This window comes from Nonomuraea roseola, from assembly GCF_039535395.1.
Lineage (GTDB): Bacteria > Actinomycetota > Actinomycetes > Streptosporangiales > Streptosporangiaceae > Nonomuraea > Nonomuraea roseola.
Window position 1 is genome coordinate 116,683 of record NZ_BAAAXC010000012.1, and the last position, 14,771, is coordinate 131,453.

Below are 14,771 nucleotides of genomic sequence, written 5' to 3' on the forward strand. Positions count from 1 at the left end.
GATCGCGGCTCGCGGGTCGCGAGCCCCGCCCGCCCACAGTGTCAGGGGCGCTCGTGACGGGAGCGGGTGCGGTGGCAGGTTCCGCCGAGGCGCAGGCTGAGGCGGCCAGCAGGGCCGCGACCGCCAGGAAGAGTCTCACATCCGTACTACCGCGCCGGGCGCTGTCACGTTCCGGGCGGTCAGCGCCAGATCGTCACCATGGTGTTCGCGGGCCGCTCCTCGCCGCCACGCGGGCTCTGGAAACGAACCTGCGCCCCGTTCGAGATGTTGCGCACCTTCACCTTGTAGCCCTGCTGCTGCAGCTCGGTCGTGGCGTCCTGCACGCTCTTGAACACCACGTTCGGGACGATCCTGAAGTCGTCCTGGTCGTTGGCGTCCTGGCCGTTGTTCCTGCCGAACCAGTCCTCCCAGCCGCCGCCACAGCGCGAGACCGTGATGCTGGTCATCGTCCCCGGATCGACCTCGGCCCTGGCCCTGGGATTCTGCGCGATGACCGTGCACGGCTCGGCGTCGTCGTCGACCTCGTTGACCTGCACCTGGAAGCCCTGCTCGGTCAGGAACTGCGCGGCCTCGTCCTTGGACATGCCGTTGACGTCGGGCATCACCAGGCCCGCGCTCAGCACCAGGTTGACGCTGGTGCCCTCCTTGACCTTGTCGCCGATGCTCGGCCTGGTCTGCGTCACGAGGCCGCGCGGCACCTTCGGGTTGGCGACCTTGCTCACCTTGCCCAGCTCGAGGCCCGCCTCCGACAGCTTGATCGCCGCGTCGTTCTGGTCGAGGCCCTCGATGTTGGGGACCGTCACCCGCTTGGCGCCCAGCGAGGGCACGATCGTGATCGTCGCGCCCGCCTCCACCTCGCTCCGGCCCACGGGGTCGGTGCTCAGCACCTTGCCCTGCCCGACCTTCTCGTCGTACTGGCCCTCGGTCACCTTCACGACGAGCCCGATCTTGGCCGCCTCGCTCTTGGCGCTCGCGACGTTCTTGCCGACCAGCTCGGGCACCAGGACGTACTGGGTCTGCGAGAAGTACCAGCCGGTCAGGCCGACCGCCACCACCATCAGTGCGGCCAGCGTCACCAGGAACCAGTTGGGCCTGAAGCCGCGCCTGCGCGCGGGCGGCTCACCCGGACCCGCGGGAGCGGTCAGCACCTCGGTGCGCGGCGCGATCAGCGTCGGGTTGGCCGGCGCGACGCGTGAGCGCGGATGCTCGCCCGAAGGGGCGTGGTGCTGGCCCGTGGTGTAGGGCGGGCTCGACTCCCTCGGCAGCATCCTGTGCGCGTCGACCGCGGCCACCAGCATCGCCGTGGCGTCGGCAGGACGGTCGTCGGGCTCACGGGCGGTGGCCTGCGCCACCAGCGTGTCGATGAGCGGTGGGGCGTCCACCAGCGACGAGGGCGGCGGCACCGTGTCGTGGACGTGCCGGTAGGCGACCGACATCGGCGTCTCGCCGTCGTACGGCTGCTGCCCTGTGACCAGCTCGAACAGCATGATGCCCGCGGCGTAGACGTCGCTGCGCACGTCGGCGCCGCCGGTCATGACCTGCTCGGGCGACATGTAGCCGATCGTGCCGATCATCACGCCGGTGCGGGTCTGGTTGGTCGCCTCGATCGCCCTGGCCAGGCCGAAGTCGACGACCTTGACCCTGCCGTCGTCGGTCAGCAGGACGTTCTCGGGCTTCATGTCGCGGTGGACCATGCCCTGCTGGTGGGCGGCGCCGAGCGCGGCCAGCACCGGGATCATGATCTCGAGAGCCTCGCGGGCGGGCAGCCTGCCCCGCGCGCGCAGCACGTCGCGCAGCGTCTTGCCCGGTACGTACTCCATCGACAGGTACACCACGTCGCCGTCGGTGCCCTGGTCGAAGACGTGCACCACGTTGGGGTGTGACAGGCTGGCCACCGACTTCGCCTCGCCGATGAACCTGCGCACGAACGCGGGATCCTCGGCGAGGGAGCGGTGCATCACCTTGAGCGCGACCGTGCGGTCGAGCCTGATGTCGAGTGCCAGGTAGACCGTCGCCATCCCGCCCCGGGCGATCCGGGACTCGATGCGATAGCGCCCGTCGAGGAGTCTCCCGACCAGGGGGTCCGCAATCGTCGTGTCCACCTGGCCGAGTTTACGGGCGATTTGCCACCGGCAGGGCCGCACAATCCGAAACCGATGCCCGTTTGTTCCATGATCTTGAAGGGCGGCCCCCGCTCGGCAAGCGCGCCGGCGCCCCAGAAGGTCTCGACGTGAACCACGGCCACTTCAGGCCCGCGCTCACCAAGGCGGGGAAAAGACTCTCATGGTGTGCGGGGGGTGTCACGGGGTCATCGGCGAGGAGGCCTCCGCGTAGCGCCGCCTGGGGATGCGGCCCGCCTGGCGCGCCAGCCGTCCCGCCTGGACCGCGAGGCGCATCGCCGAGGCCATCAGGTCGGGACGCTGCGCCCTGGTCACCGCCGTGGCCAGCAGGACGGCGTCGCACCCCAGCTCCATCGCCAGCGCCGCGTCGCTCGCGGTGCCGATGCCGGCGTCGAGGATCACCGGCACCGAGGCCGACTCCACGATCAGCTCGATGTTGTGCGGGTTGCGGATGCCGAGGCCCGAGCCGATCGGCGCGCCGAGCGGCATCACCGCCGCGCACCCGGTCTGCTCCAGGCGGCGTGCCAGCGCCGGGTCGTCGCCGATGTACGGCAGGACCACGAACCCCTCGGCGACCAGCCGCTCGGCCGCGTCGAAGGTCTCGATCGGGTCGGGCAGCAGGGTCCGCTCGTCGTTGATGACCTCGAGCTTCACCCATGCGGTGCCGAGCGCCTCACGGGCCAGCCTGGCGGTCAGCACCGCCTCGCCCGCGGTGAAGCAGCCCGCGGTGTTGGGCAGCACCTTGATCCGCCGCTCGCGCAGCACGTCGAGCACGCTGCCGCGAGCAGCGGGGTCGAGACGGCGCATCGCCACCGTGGTCAGCTCGGTGCCCGAGGCGGCCAGCGCCTGGTCGAGCACCTCCAGCGAGGGTGCGCCCCCTGTGCCCATGATGAGCCGCGAGGAGAACTTCTCTCCCGCGATGATCAGTTCATCCACCCTGCACCGCCGTGAGAATCTCGATCCTGTCGCGGTCGGCCAGCGCCGTGGTCGCCCACGTGCCCCTGGTGACCACCTCGTCGTTGACCGCGACGGCCACACCCGTCGTCTGCTCGGTCAGCCGCTGGACGGCCTGCGCCACCGTGGTGCCGTCGGGCACCTCGTGCGCGGCCCCGTTGATCGTCACTTCCATCAGCACTTCCTTGTCTAGAACCGCTGTGGCGAGCACAGGGCGGCCAGTTCGGGCTCCTCGCCCTGGAGCAGGGCGGTGGTGAGCGGAGCCAGCAGGACTCCGCCCCTGTGGTGTCCGGTCGCCAGCGCGAGCCCCTGACGCACCGTGCCGACCAGCGGCAGGTTGTCGGGGGTGCAGGGGCGCAGGCCCGCCACCACGTCGGCCAGCTCCAGCTCGGTGACGCCCGGCACCAGCTCCCTGGCGTCGCGCAGCAGCTCGTACAGGCCGCCCGCCGTCACCCTGGTGTCGAAGCCCAGTTCCTCCTGGGTCGCGCCGACCACCACCTCGCCGTCGCCGCGCGGGACTAGGTACACGGGCGAGCCGTGCACCATGCCGCGCACGCACCTGCCGAGCAGCGGGTGGGGGGAGCGCAGGCGCATGATCTGGCCCTTCACCGGGCGCACGGGCACGTCGGCGAGCTCACCGCTCCACGCCCCCGCCGCCAGGACGACGCGCTCGCCGGTCAGGATCTCGCCGTCGGCCAGCCGTACCGCGCCGTCGAGCAGGTCGGTGGCGCGGCGCAGGACGACGGGGACCCTCATCGTCTCCAGCGCGGCCAGCAGCGCCGCGGTGACGCGGCGGGGATCCACCCACGCGTCGCCGCCCGCCAGCACCCCACCCCGCACGGACGGCGAGAGCATCGGCTCCAGGCGGCGGCACTCGCGCCCCGTCAGCCGCTCGACGGGCAGCCCCAGCTTGTCCATGAAGGCCGCGAGCTCCTCGAGCGCCGCCAGGTCGTCGGCGCCGAAGGCCACGTCGAGCGTGCCGTGGGCGCGGTAGTCGACGGAAAGGCCGCTGTCGGCCTCCAACTCGGCGGCGAAGGCAGGCCAGCGCTCCAGTGCGGCCAGGCCCAGCCTGAGCAGCGGCTCCTCGGTGTAGGCGACCTCGCTGACGGGGGCCAGCATGCCCGCGGCCGCATGGGAGGCGCCGGAGGCGGGGGCCGGGTCGATCACCGTGACGTCCTGGCCCGCGCGGGCCAGGCGCCAGGCGATGGACAGGCCCACCACGCCGCCGCCCACGATCAGGTTCATCTCGCTCCCTTCGCCGGCATGATCCGGATCAGGTGTCTTGCGGTCGAAGGCCCGTCAAGCCTTCCTCTCAGCCCGGTGTGGCCGGACTCCCGCGCGTCTTCCACCGACCAGCCTACTCACGCACGACGTCCCCCTTGAACCATTGGTTATGGTCTTGACCGTGAATCATGTCGTGGTGGTAGGTGCGGGACTGGCTGGGGTACGCAGCGCCGAAGCTCTCAGGGCGCGCGGATTCGGCGGCACGATCACGTTGCTGGGGGAGGAGCGGCACCGGCCCTACGACCGGCCACCCCTGTCGAAGGCGGTGTTGCTGGGTGACGCCGACTCCAGCTTCGTCGACTCCGACCTCGAGGGCATGGGGGTGGAGCACAGGGCAGGGGTGTCGGCCAAGGGCCTGGCCGAGGGCGTGGTGGAGACCACCGAGGGCGAGATGGCCTACGACGGCCTGGTGATCGCCACCGGCGCGGAGCCGATCAGGCTGCCTGGCGAGGGCCGCCAGCGCGTCCTGCGCACCCTCGACGACGCGCTGGCCCTGCGCGCCGAGCTCGTCCAGGGGGCCAGGGTGGTGATCATCGGCGCGGGCTGGATCGGCGCGGAGGTGGCCACGGCCGCCATGAAGGCGGGCTGCGCGGTCACGGTGCTCGAGGCGGGCCCCGCTCCGCTCGCGCACGTGGTCGGCGCCGAGGTGGGCGCGCGCACGATCCCCTGGTACGACGGCATCGACCTGCGGCTGAACACCATGGTCGGCTCCGTGGACCCAGGCGGGGTGAGCCTGGTCGGCGGCGGGAGCCTGGAGGCCGACGTGGTGGTGACCGGCATCGGCGTGCGGCCCACGGTCGAGTGGCTGGCCGGCTCCGACATCGACCTGCACAACGGCGTGGTCACCGACGAGCACCTGCGCGCCTCCCTGCCGAACGTCGTCGCCGTCGGCGACTGCGCGGCCTGGTGGTCGCGCCGCTTCCACACCAGGCTGCGCGTGGAGCACTGGGACACCGCGCTCAACGCCCCCGAGGTCGCCGTGGCCAGCCTGCTGGGCGACGAGTCCGTGTACGATCCCGTTCCGTACTTCTGGTCGGAGCAGTTCGGCCACATGGTGCAGTACGCGGGTCACCACCCCGGGGCCCGCCTGGTGCGCCGTGGCGACCCGTCGGCCGCGGCTCCCGTGAGCAGGTGGTCGGTCTGCTGGCTGCACGACGACGACAGGCTGGCCGCCGTGCTGACCGTCAACAGGCCTCGAGACCTCGTCCAGGGCCGTAGGCTCATCGAGGCCGGCCAGCGGCTGGACCCAGGGCGCCTGGCCGATCCCGAGGTGGCTCTCCGTGATTGTGTTGTTTGAGCAAGGACGCGATGTGGTAGTGGTGGATTCGTGACGCTTTCTGTTGCACAGATAGATCGGGAGACCGACCAGCTCGTCGGCGAGTGGCTCACTCTCCCCCAGGTGGCCGAGCGCCTCGACCTGACGATCGGCAGGGCCAAGCAGCTCCTCAAGGACCGCAAGCTCGTCGGCGTACGGCGAGGCGGCGGGGGCCCGCAGGTGCCCGCGGCCTTCCTCGAGGGCAAGGACGTCGTGAAGGGCCTGCCGGGCACGCTCACGCTCCTGCTCGACGCCGGCTACGACGACGTCGAGTCGTTGCGCTGGCTGTTCACTCCTGACGAGTCCCTGCCGGGCTCGCCCATCGACGCGATCAAGGCAGGTCGCCACACCGAGGTCAAGCGGCGTGCCCAAGCGCTCGGTTTCTGAGGCCCGCCTCTACCTCTGCACCGACGGCCGTCGTGCCAGGGGTGACCTGGCCGACTTCCTCGACGCGGTGCTCAGCAACGGCGTCGACATCGTCCAGCTGAGGGAGAAGGGCCTGGAGGCGCGCGAGGAGCTCGCGCTGCTCGAGGTCTTCCGCGACGCCTGCGACCGCCACGGCGCGCTGCTGGCGGTCAACGACAGGGCGGACCTCGCCTTCGCGGCCCGTCCCGACGTGCTCCACCTCGGCCAGGACGACCTGCCTGTGCGCGTCGCGCGAGAGATACTCGGCGACGACATCCTCATCGGCAGGTCCACCCACTCGGCGGCGGAGGCCTCGGCGGCCGCCGTGGAGGAGGGCGTCGACTACTTCTGCTGCGGCCCGATCTGGCCGACCCCGACCAAGCCGGGACGGCACGCGCCGGGCCCCGACCTGCTCAGGCACGCGGCGGGGCTCGGAGAGGCCAGGCCGTGGTTCGGCATCGGCGGCATCGACCTCGACAACCTCGACGAGGTCAGGTCGTACGGCGTGAGCCGCGTCGTGGTCGTCAGGGCGATCACCGAGGCGGAGGATCCAGGCGCGGCGGCGGCGGAGTTCGCCAAGCGCCTGGCCGGCTGACGCCCGTCACGGGCGTGCGGGCCGCGCCGGCGATCACGCGTGGGCGGCCGGAGGACTCACGGCCGGGGCATGCGCCGCCGACCCGCGTGCGAGCCGCGTCCGGGGGAGGGGCCCGGGCGGGCGGTCGTGTCCAGGGGAGGGGCCGAGGACTCAGCCGCGGGTCAGGTCTTGCGGGAGGTGGCGGCCACCGCGAGGTCGGCCAGCGCGGAGCGCGCCTCGGTGGTGATCGGCGCGTCGTCCAGCGAGGCGAGCGACTCCTCCAGATACCTGGCGATCATCTCCTCGCACTCGTCCAGCGCGCCGCTCGCCTCGATGACGCCGCGCAGCTTGTCCACCCCCTCCGCGTCGAGGTCGGGGTCGCCGAGCAGCCGCCGCACGGTCGCCGCGTCCTCGGGGGTGGCCGCGGCCAGGGTGCGGGCGATGAGCATCGTGCGCTTGCCCTCGCGCAGGTCGTCGCCCGCGGGCTTGCCGGTCTCCACCGGGTCGCCGAACACCCCGAGGATGTCGTCGCGCAGCTGGAAGGCGATGCCGACGCGGTTGCCGTACTCGACGCACAACTCCTCGATCCACGGCGCGCCGCCGCCGGCGGCCAGCGTGAGGCCGAGCCTGAGGGGCTGCTCCACGGAGTACTTGCCGCTCTTGTAGAGCGCCACCCGCAGCGCGGACTCGAAGGTGTTCTCGCCGTGCGCCTGCTCCAGCAGGTCGAGGTACTGCCCGCACATCAGCTCGGTGCGCATGTGGTCGTGGAAGGGCTGGGTGGCCTCCAGGTTCGGCAGGCCGCTCGAGCGCCACATCTCACCGGACCAGATCAGCAGCAGGTTGCCCAGCAGGACCGCGGCGCCCTCGCCGAACTGCTCGGCCGAGCCGTACCAGTCGCTCTTCTCGTGCAGGCGCTGGAAGCGGCGGTGCGCGGAGGGCATGCCCCTGCGCAGGTCGCTCTTGTCCATCACGTCGTCGTGCACCAGCGCGCTGGCCTGCAGCAGCTCGAGCGAGGCCGCGGCCACGAAGATGCCGGGCTCGTCGCCGCCTCCCGCCGCTCGCCAGCCCCAGTAGCAGAAGGCGGGACGCAGTCGCTTGCCACCCGAGAGCAGTTCTCCGGCCGCGTTGAGCAACGGTGCGAGATCCGGGCCGTTGACGATGGGGCGTTGCCGGTCGAGGAACTCCCCGAGGGACCGATCCACCTCGGTGCGGAGGGTGTCCATGCTCATGTCAATGAGAGTAACGGGCTGTAGCTGGGGTTTCGATCTCCCGGCTCCGTCATATGGACGTGGCCGCACCGCCCGCCTTCGTACCGGTAGCCTTGGATTATGGCTCTGGGTCGACCCTCCGTCCTTCCCGATCGCGTCCCCACCGTCCGCGATCTGCTCGCCTCCGGCGGCCGCTCCTTCTCCTTCGAGTTCTTCCCTCCGAAGAACGAGGAGGGTGAGCGCCAGCTCTGGCGATCCATCAGGGAGCTCGAGGCGCTGCGCCCGACCTTCGTCTCCGTCACCTACGGTGCGGGCGGATCCACCCGTGACCGCACCGTCGACATCGTCGAGCGGATCGCGCACGAGACCACGCTCACGCCCGTGGCCCACTTCACCGCGGTCAACCACTCCATCCGCGAGCTGCGCCACCTGGTCGGCCGCTTCGCCGACGCGGGCGTGCGCAACATCCTGGCCGTGCGCGGCGACCCGCCCGGCGACCCCAACGGCGAGTGGGTCAAGCACCCCGAGGGCGTCCTCTACGCCGAGGACCTGGTCAAGCTGATCAGGCAGGCGGGCGACTTCTGCGTCGGCGTCGCCGCCTTCCCCTACAAGCACCCGCGCTCGCCCTCCATCGAGGCCGACACCGACTACTTCGTCAGGAAGTGCAGGGCGGGCGCCGACTACGCGATCACCCAGATGTTCTTCCAGGCCGACGACTACCTCCGCCTGCGCGACAGGGTGGCGGCCCAGGGCTGCGAGACGCCGATCATCCCGTGCATCATGCCGGTCACCAGGATGAGCACGATCGCCAGGTCGGAGCAGCTGTCGGGGGCGCCGTTCCCTCCCGACGTCGCCGCCCGCTTCGAGGCCGTCGCCGACGACCCCGCCGCGGTGCGCCGCCTGGGCATCGACCACGGCGCCGAGCTGTGCCAGCGGCTGCTCGACGAAGGCGCGCCCGGCATCCACTTCATCACCTTCAACCGCTCCAGCGCGACGCGCGAGGTCTTCCAGCTCCTGCACCCCGCCGCGCTGACCGCCTGACCCGCGAGAGCGTCCCGTACGGCACGTCCGCCCGCCGGCAGACCCCGGCGTGCGTCCCGTACGGGACGCACGCCCCCCGGCAGGCCCTGGCAGGCGTGCCGTACGGCGCTCAGCGGAGCGGCAGGACCGCGCCCGCGATGGCGTAGTGCTCGTAGCCGCCGGGGAAGACGAACTGCGTGAGCAGGTCGGTGAAGCCGAGGCTGCGGTAGAGGTGGCGGGCCGCGGTCGGGTGGTCGTGGGTCGACAGCACCGCCGAGCGCTCGGGACGTCCCTCGCACAGTGCGTGGACCAGCGCCCTGCCGATGCCCTTGCCCTGGTAGTCGGGGTGCACGTGGACCTCGGCCAGCTCCAGTGAGTCGCCCAGCCACGCCTCGGCCACCTCCGTGCCCGACCTCTCCTGGAGCGCCTGGTAGACCACGTCGTGCCACCACTGTCCCGGCAGGCCGTGGAAGCCGTAGGCGAAGCCCGCCGTCCTGCCGTCGGGCAGCTCGGCGAACAGGCAGCGGAAGTCAGGGTGGGCGCCGTGCCCACGCATGATCGCCTGCCGCCCGGTGATCTGCTCCGCAGGAGGGTGCATGGCGGCGGTGTAGATGCTCATCACCGTCTCGAGACGGTCGGTGAACTCCGCAGGTCCCGTGCCGCGGATCTCGATCACTCGACCTCGACCACCGTGCCGCCGGTGATGCGCAGCAGTTCGTCGAAGGTGGTCGGGAAGACCGCGTGCGGGTGGCCGCCCGCGGCCCAGATCGCCTCGTGCTTGCCCAGCCAGCTGTCGACCAGCGTGCGGATGGGCGCGGGGTGGCCGACGGGGCCGACGCCGCCGATGGGCTGCCCCGTGGCCGCGCGGACGAACTCGGGCGCGGCCCTGCGCACCTTCTCGGCGCCGACCGTGCGGGCGATCAGGTTCACGTCCACGTTGTGCGCGCCGCTGGTCAGCACCAGCAGGGGAGCGCCGTCGGCGTCGAAGAGCATGCTCTTGACGATGGCGCCGACGTCCACGCCCACCGCGGCGGCCGCCTCGGCGGCGGTGCGCGCCGAGTCGGGCAGGACCACGATCTCACCTGTGGCACCCAGCTCACGCAGGGCCGATGCCACGCGGACGGCGTTGGGGTGCAACTTTTCGGGCATGCGCCCACTCTAAACAGATTGACCAACGGATTGCCGACGCATGGTGGTGCGCTAGGGTCCGTTGATTCAATTGTTAATGATATGAGGGGATGGTTGGCATGTGGGCACGACGTCAGCTCGGTCTGGCCGCGCTCATGACGGCTGGGACCGTCATTCTCTCAGCGGGCGCCTCGGCGGCCGCCGCCGTGGAAGTGCGACCCGTGGCGGGGGCCACGCAGGTCGCGCCCGTGCAGGCCGGCCCGGCGGTGAAGGCGGGCGCGGCGGTGAAGGCGGGCGCGGTCACCGCGCCTGACAAGCCGCTCAAGCTCGGCTCCAAGGGCTCGGCGGTCAAGTGGCTCCAGCAGCGCCTCAAGGACCTGCGTTACCTGCCAGGCAGGGTCGACGGCAGGTACGGCGGCAGCACGCTCGCCGCGGTGTGGGCCTTCCAGAAGGTCAACGGCATCAGGCCGAGCAGCACCGTCGGCAAGCGGACGTGGGCGGCGCTGGAGAGCCCGAAGAGCCCGAAGATCCTGGTTCCCGGCGGAAAGCCCACCAGGGCGGAGGTCAACCTGGCCAAGCAGGTCATGGTCCTCTACGTCGACGGCCAGGTGAAGCTCATCACCCACATCTCCTCGGGCAGCGGCGTGCCGTACTGCGAGACGGCCGTGTGGCAGGGCAAGTCGCAGCGCTTCTGCGGCTCGGCGACCACGCCGACGGGCAACTTCAAGACGACCTGGCGCGCCTCCGGCTGGCACAGGTCCTACCTGGGCCAGCTCTACAACCCGATCTTCTTCAACGGCGGCATCGCCTTCCACGGCGCGCTGTCGGTGCCGCTGTACCCCGCCTCGCACGGGTGCGTGCGGCTGCCGATGAACGTGGCGGGGGTGCTCCCCGGGCTCCTCGGCAAGGGGGTTCCCGTGCACGTCCGCGGCCGCTTCCAGCGATGAGGCCGGCACTCCAGGCCACGCCATCACGCCTCGGGCGCCCCGCCGCCATGTGAGGGTGGAAGCCGGCGGGGCCGGACGTGACCTGGCAGGGCGTGCGGGCGCCGGCCACGATCGAGCGCACCGGCGGGCGCCCGAAGGGCAAGGCCCTGCGAGCGCCCGTCTGGGTGGAGCAGGCCGGTGCTCCTACGCGAGGACGTTCGCCTCCTTCGCGGCCCGGTCGAGCGCGGCCAGCTCGTCCTCGGTGAAGTCGAGCCTGTCGACGGCCGCGACGTTCGACTCCAGCTGGGCGGCGCTGGAGGCGCCCACCAGCACCGAGGTCACGCGCGGATCGCGCAGCGCCCATGCCAGCGACATCTGCGCCACCGTCTGCCCCCGCTCGGCGGCGATGGAGCCGATCGCGCGGACGAAGCCGACCACCTCGGGCGTGACGTCGCTCCTGCCGAGGAAGCGGCCCTCGGCGGCGCGCGAGTCGTCGGGGATGCCGTCGAGGTAGCGGTCGGTCAGCAGGCCCTGCGCCAGCGGCGAGTAGACGACGCAGCCGACCCCTTCGCGCTCCAGCACGGGCAGCAGCTCCGCCTCGATGCCGCGCCTGATCATCGAGTAGCGGGGCTGGTGGACCAGGAGCGGCGTGCCCATCCCGCGCAGCAGGGCGGCGATCTCGGTCGTGGCCTCGGGGCTGAAGTTGGAGACGCCGACGTAGAGCGTCCTGCCGGTGCGGACCATGTGGTCGAGCGTGGCCGCCTGCTCCTCCAGCGGTGTCTCGGGGTCCTGCCTGTGCAGGTAGAAGATGTCGACGAAGTCGAGGCCGAGCCTGTCGAGGGAGCGGTCGAGCGTGGCCAGCAGGTGCTTGCGGGAGTTGCCCTTGCCGTACGGGCCGTCCCACATGGGGTTGCTGCCCTTGGTCGTGACCACGATGTGGTCGCGCAGCGGGCGCAGGTCGCGCCGGTAGACCGCGCCGAAGGTGTGCTCGGCCGCGCCGAACGGCGGGCCGTAGCGGTCGGCCAGGTCGAAGTGGGTGATGCCGAGGTCGAGCGCCTTGTGCAGGATCTCCCGCTGGCTCTCCAGAGTTCTGCCGTCGCCGAAGTTGTGCCACAGCCCGAGGGAGATCGCGGGCAGCAGCAGCCCGCTGCGGCCACATCTGCGGTACGGCTGGCGATCGTGGTTCACATCGTTCCTATCCGGGTCGGTTGCCTTCCGCGATGCGGGTCAGGGGTGACATCGCGGACAAAGGTGTCTTACACCACGAGGTAGAGGATCACGATCGGCGGCATGGGGGCCTGTGCCCCTGTCGAGATCTGGGGGCTCGGCGGGCGTCTGGACCGGCCTGACCACCTCGCGTCGTCGCGCACCGTGACTTCTTCGGCTTTCACGAGGCCGCCCTTCTCCCGAGGGAGGCCGTGGGCGGTCGCGCCGGCCGCTGTCGTGGGTCCAGTGGGCCTTCACGTCCACGCAGGGCACTCACCGGGCGGCCCGGTCATTCCAAGTGGCCGGGGGCCGTATCAGGAGCTCCAGGAAGCCCTGGGGGCTTCTGGCCGGTCTGTCAGGGCGTGCGGCCGAGCGACTGGAGACCTCCCGCGGCGATCTCCGCCGCCCTGCGCGCCGCCGTCCACGCCTGCTCGTGAGTCTCGCCCCTCGTCAGGCTCATGACGGCCGCCAGCTTCGCCGCTCCCACCAAGGAGCCGACGGCGGCCGCGGCCGTCACGGGATCCACCTCGTCGGGGTAGGCCGAGCACAGCGCCTCGGCAAGCCGCCGCTGGCTGTCGAACAGCAGGTGGAGCGCTCTCGCCTGGAGCACGGGCACGGCCATCATCAGGTGGAAGCGCTCGGTGGCGAGCCTGCCCGTGAGGTCGTCCTCCCACCGTGCGCCCGCCTCCACCACCCGGGCCAGCAGGGCGGCGACCGACTCGCCCGGCAGTCGTCCGCCGATCATGGCCAGGGCCTCGCGCAGGCGGTCCTCGGCGTCGAAGAAGACCACGTCCTCCTTGCCCGCGAAGTAGCTGAAGAACGTGCGCGTCGAGACGTCCGCCGAGGCGGCGATCTCGGCCAGCGTGGTCTGCTCGTAGCCCTTCTGCGTGAACAGCCGCATCGCGCCCTCCACCAGCGCGCGTCTGGTGCGGGCCTTCTTACGCGCTCGAAGTCCCGTTTCGACCTTCATGCAACCAAGATACTGCACTGATTGAAACTTTGCATCCGATGATGTTTTCTGGGAGGGAGTCGATCTCACGAAGGAGTGCGGTATGACCTACCCGATGAGCCGGCAGCGCAGGCTCGATCCGCCGGACGAGTTGTTCGGCGATCCGGCGCCCGTGCGGCCGCTGACGTTCGCCGACGGGCACGTCGGCTGGCTGGTGCGCGGGCACGCGGCCGGCCGTGCCGTGCTGGCCGATCCGAGGTTCAGCGCCGAGCCGGATCGCCAGCATCCGCTCGTCGCCTCCAGGCACCTGCCGAAGGGGCGCGTGCCGCCGGGGTTCTTCCTCCGCATGGACGCGCCCGATCACACGCGCTACCGGCGGCTGCTCACCGGGCACTTCACCGTGCGCAGGATGAACCAGCTCCAGCCGCGCATCGAGGAGATCGCCGCGAGCTGCCTCGACGACATGGAGCGCGCGGGGCCGCCCGCCGACCTGGTACGCGACTTCGCGCTGCCGATCCCTTCGCTGGTCATCTGCGAGCTGCTCGGCGTGCCGTACGAGGACAGGGAGAACTTCCAGAACGAGTCGGCCAGGCTGCTGCGCCTGGACAGCTCTCCTGGAGAGATGGAGTCGGCGATCAACGATTTGATCAAGTACTTCTACACGCTCATCGCCCGCAAGCGCGTCGAGCCCGGCAACGACCTGCTCACCGCGCTGATCGGAGGCGGAGAGCTGGAGGACGACGAGATCGCGGGCATGGGCTTCCTGCTGCTGGTGGCAGGGCACGAGACGACCGCCAACATGCTCGCGCTCGGCACGTTCGCGCTGCTGGAGCACCCCGAGCAGCTCGCGCTCGTCCGCGACGACCCCACCGTGATCGACAACGCGGTGGAGGAGCTGCTCCGTTACCTGTCGATCATCCATGTCGGCCCCACGAGGACCGCCGTCGAGGACGTCGTCATCGAGGGCACGACCATCAGGGCAGGGGAGTGCGTCGCGCTGTCCATCCCGGCCGCCAACCGCGACCCCTCCCGCTTCGCCGACCCCTCCGCGCTGGACGTACGGCAGCCCGCGGGCAGCCACCTGTCCTTCGGCCACGGGATCCATCAGTGCCTCGGCCAGCAGCTGGCCAGGATCGAGATGCGGGTCGCCTACCCCGCGCTGCTGCGACGCTTCCCCTCGCTGCGGCTGGCGGTCCCCGCCGAGGAGGTGCCGATGCGGGCGGACATGAGCATCTACGGCGTGCACAGCCTGCGGGTGACCTGGTGAGGGTCACGGCCGACACGGGGGTGTGCGTCGGGGCCGGCATGTGCGCGCTGACCGTGCCGGCCGTGTTCGACCAGAGCGAGGAGGAGGGCGTGGTCGTGGTGCTCAGGAGCGAGGTGCCCGCGGGTCTGGAGCAGTCGGTCAGGCGGGCGCTCACCCTCTGTCCCTCGGGCGCGCTGGCGGCTCTTTGATCGAACCTGTGTTCGCGGAATCGGTTGACATCCTCCGTCATCGAAATTATGTTCGATGACGACGTGAGGCTCGCGGCTCACGTCGAAGGACCTGGTCGCGGGCGTCGCCACCCCCAGGCGGAGCCCGCGGTCGGGTCCCCGGGCGAAGGGCTCGTCCTCGTCGTCGGCGGAGACGAGTGGGCGTGCCCTGGCCGGACGGGGAGAGGGGAAGCTCCTCGTCCGGCCGC

Annotated in this window: 16 protein-coding genes and 1 riboswitch; of the genes, 7 read left to right on the plus strand and 9 right to left on the minus strand. The window is 71.2% G+C overall.

Going from position 1 to position 14,771, the window contains the following annotated elements:
- Window positions 1-179: 179 nt before the first annotated feature.
- From pknB to thiO, 4 genes are all read right to left on the minus strand, one after another.
- The gene (gene pknB / locus ABFX55_RS12635; protein ID WP_346120645.1) at window positions 180-2,102 is read right to left on the minus strand and encodes a Stk1 family PASTA domain-containing Ser/Thr kinase; all 1,923 of its coding nucleotides are present in this window, start codon (window positions 2,100-2,102) and stop codon (window positions 180-182) included.
- A 198-nt stretch (window positions 2,103-2,300) separates the two neighbouring features.
- The gene (locus ABFX55_RS12640) at window positions 2,301-3,056 is read right to left on the minus strand and encodes a thiazole synthase (RefSeq protein ID WP_346120646.1); all 756 of its coding nucleotides are present in this window, start codon (window positions 3,054-3,056) and stop codon (window positions 2,301-2,303) included.
- Window positions 3,049-3,249: a sulfur carrier protein ThiS gene (gene thiS / locus ABFX55_RS12645; protein WP_183658910.1), complete on the minus strand. Its 201-nt coding sequence runs from the start codon at window positions 3,247-3,249 to the stop codon at window positions 3,049-3,051. The genes ABFX55_RS12640 and thiS overlap by 8 nt, the downstream gene beginning before the upstream one ends.
- Before the next feature lie 14 nt (window positions 3,250-3,263).
- Entirely contained in the window at window positions 3,264-4,319 is a 1,056-nt protein-coding gene (gene thiO, locus ABFX55_RS12650; protein WP_346120648.1) for a glycine oxidase ThiO, read from the minus strand.
- Window positions 4,308-4,422, minus strand: a riboswitch (TPP riboswitch). Its footprint overlaps the gene before it by 12 nt.
- 57 nt (window positions 4,423-4,479) lie before the next feature.
- Between thiO and ABFX55_RS12655 the strand changes: the two genes are divergently transcribed.
- The 3 genes from ABFX55_RS12655 to thiE are packed head-to-tail and all read left to right on the plus strand — an operon-like array spanning window position 4,480 to window position 6,673.
- Window positions 4,480-5,655, plus strand: coding sequence for an NAD(P)/FAD-dependent oxidoreductase (locus tag ABFX55_RS12655; RefSeq protein WP_346120650.1), 1,176 nt, complete (start codon window positions 4,480-4,482; stop codon window positions 5,653-5,655).
- Between the two features lie 30 nt (window positions 5,656-5,685).
- Entirely contained in the window at window positions 5,686-6,060 is a 375-nt protein-coding gene (locus ABFX55_RS12660) for an Rv2175c family DNA-binding protein (RefSeq protein ID WP_183658916.1), read from the plus strand.
- Window positions 6,038-6,673 carry a thiamine phosphate synthase gene (gene thiE / locus ABFX55_RS12665; protein ID WP_346120652.1) on the plus strand — a complete coding sequence of 212 codons (636 nt, stop codon included), beginning with the start codon at window positions 6,038-6,040 and terminating at the stop codon, window positions 6,671-6,673. The genes ABFX55_RS12660 and thiE overlap by 23 nt, the downstream gene beginning before the upstream one ends.
- Before the next feature lie 161 nt (window positions 6,674-6,834).
- Here thiE and ABFX55_RS12670 read toward each other — a convergent pair whose 3' ends face one another.
- Window positions 6,835-7,881: a polyprenyl synthetase family protein gene (locus ABFX55_RS12670; protein ID WP_346120654.1), complete on the minus strand. Its 1,047-nt coding sequence runs from the start codon at window positions 7,879-7,881 to the stop codon at window positions 6,835-6,837.
- Between the two features lie 99 nt (window positions 7,882-7,980).
- Between ABFX55_RS12670 and metF the strand changes: the two genes are divergently transcribed.
- On the plus strand, window positions 7,981-8,901 hold the full coding sequence (metF, locus tag ABFX55_RS12675; protein WP_346120656.1) for a methylenetetrahydrofolate reductase [NAD(P)H]: 921 nt from the start codon (window positions 7,981-7,983) through the stop codon (window positions 8,899-8,901).
- Window positions 8,902-9,010: 109 nt separating this feature from the next.
- On the opposite strand, the gene ABFX55_RS12680 is transcribed toward metF, so the two are convergent.
- A complete protein-coding gene (locus tag ABFX55_RS12680) occupies window positions 9,011-9,556 on the minus strand; it encodes a GNAT family N-acetyltransferase (RefSeq protein ID WP_346120658.1) in 546 nt (181 codons plus the stop codon).
- Window positions 9,553-10,029 (minus strand): YbaK/EbsC family protein, encoded by a 477-nt coding sequence (locus ABFX55_RS12685; RefSeq protein ID WP_346120660.1) that lies wholly within the window; start codon window positions 10,027-10,029, stop codon window positions 9,553-9,555. Before ABFX55_RS12685 ends, ABFX55_RS12680 begins: the two co-directional genes overlap by 4 nt.
- A gap of 98 nt (window positions 10,030-10,127) precedes the next feature.
- On the opposite strand from ABFX55_RS12685, the gene ABFX55_RS12690 reads away from it, so the two are divergent.
- The gene (locus ABFX55_RS12690) at window positions 10,128-10,955 is read left to right on the plus strand and encodes a L,D-transpeptidase family protein (RefSeq protein ID WP_346120662.1); all 828 of its coding nucleotides are present in this window, start codon (window positions 10,128-10,130) and stop codon (window positions 10,953-10,955) included.
- Between the two features lie 183 nt (window positions 10,956-11,138).
- Here ABFX55_RS12690 and ABFX55_RS12695 read toward each other — a convergent pair whose 3' ends face one another.
- A complete protein-coding gene (locus ABFX55_RS12695; RefSeq protein WP_346120663.1) occupies window positions 11,139-12,122 on the minus strand; it encodes an aldo/keto reductase in 984 nt (327 codons plus the stop codon).
- Window positions 12,123-12,495: 373 nt separating this feature from the next.
- Window positions 12,496-13,110 (minus strand): TetR/AcrR family transcriptional regulator, encoded by a 615-nt coding sequence (locus ABFX55_RS12700; RefSeq protein ID WP_346120665.1) that lies wholly within the window; start codon window positions 13,108-13,110, stop codon window positions 12,496-12,498.
- 82 nt (window positions 13,111-13,192) lie between these two features.
- On the opposite strand from ABFX55_RS12700, the gene ABFX55_RS12705 reads away from it, so the two are divergent.
- Both ABFX55_RS12705 and ABFX55_RS12710 read left to right on the plus strand, forming a co-directional pair.
- On the plus strand, window positions 13,193-14,356 hold the full coding sequence (locus tag ABFX55_RS12705) for a cytochrome P450 (protein WP_346120667.1): 1,164 nt from the start codon (window positions 13,193-13,195) through the stop codon (window positions 14,354-14,356).
- Window positions 14,353-14,544: a ferredoxin gene (locus tag ABFX55_RS12710; protein ID WP_346120669.1), complete on the plus strand. Its 192-nt coding sequence runs from the start codon at window positions 14,353-14,355 to the stop codon at window positions 14,542-14,544. The genes ABFX55_RS12705 and ABFX55_RS12710 overlap by 4 nt, the downstream gene beginning before the upstream one ends.
- Window positions 14,545-14,771: the final 227 nt, after the last annotated feature.

Coding starts and splice junctions, on each gene's coding strand:
- ABFX55_RS12705 (WP_346120667.1), top strand. CDS start 13,193: ATGACCTACCCGATGAGCCGGCAGCGCAGGCTCGATCCGCCGGACGAG.
- ABFX55_RS12700 (WP_346120665.1), bottom strand. CDS start 13,110: ATGAAGGTCGAAACGGGACTTCGAGCGCGTAAGAAGGCCCGCACCAGA.
- metF (WP_346120656.1), top strand. CDS start 7,981: ATGGCTCTGGGTCGACCCTCCGTCCTTCCCGATCGCGTCCCCACCGTC.
- ABFX55_RS12685 (WP_346120660.1), bottom strand. CDS start 10,029: ATGCCCGAAAAGTTGCACCCCAACGCCGTCCGCGTGGCATCGGCCCTG.
- ABFX55_RS12670 (WP_346120654.1), bottom strand. CDS start 7,881: ATGAGCATGGACACCCTCCGCACCGAGGTGGATCGGTCCCTCGGGGAG.
- thiO (WP_346120648.1), bottom strand. CDS start 4,319: ATGAACCTGATCGTGGGCGGCGGCGTGGTGGGCCTGTCCATCGCCTGG.
- thiS (WP_183658910.1), bottom strand. CDS start 3,249: ATGGAAGTGACGATCAACGGGGCCGCGCACGAGGTGCCCGACGGCACC.
- ABFX55_RS12690 (WP_346120662.1), top strand. CDS start 10,128: ATGTGGGCACGACGTCAGCTCGGTCTGGCCGCGCTCATGACGGCTGGG.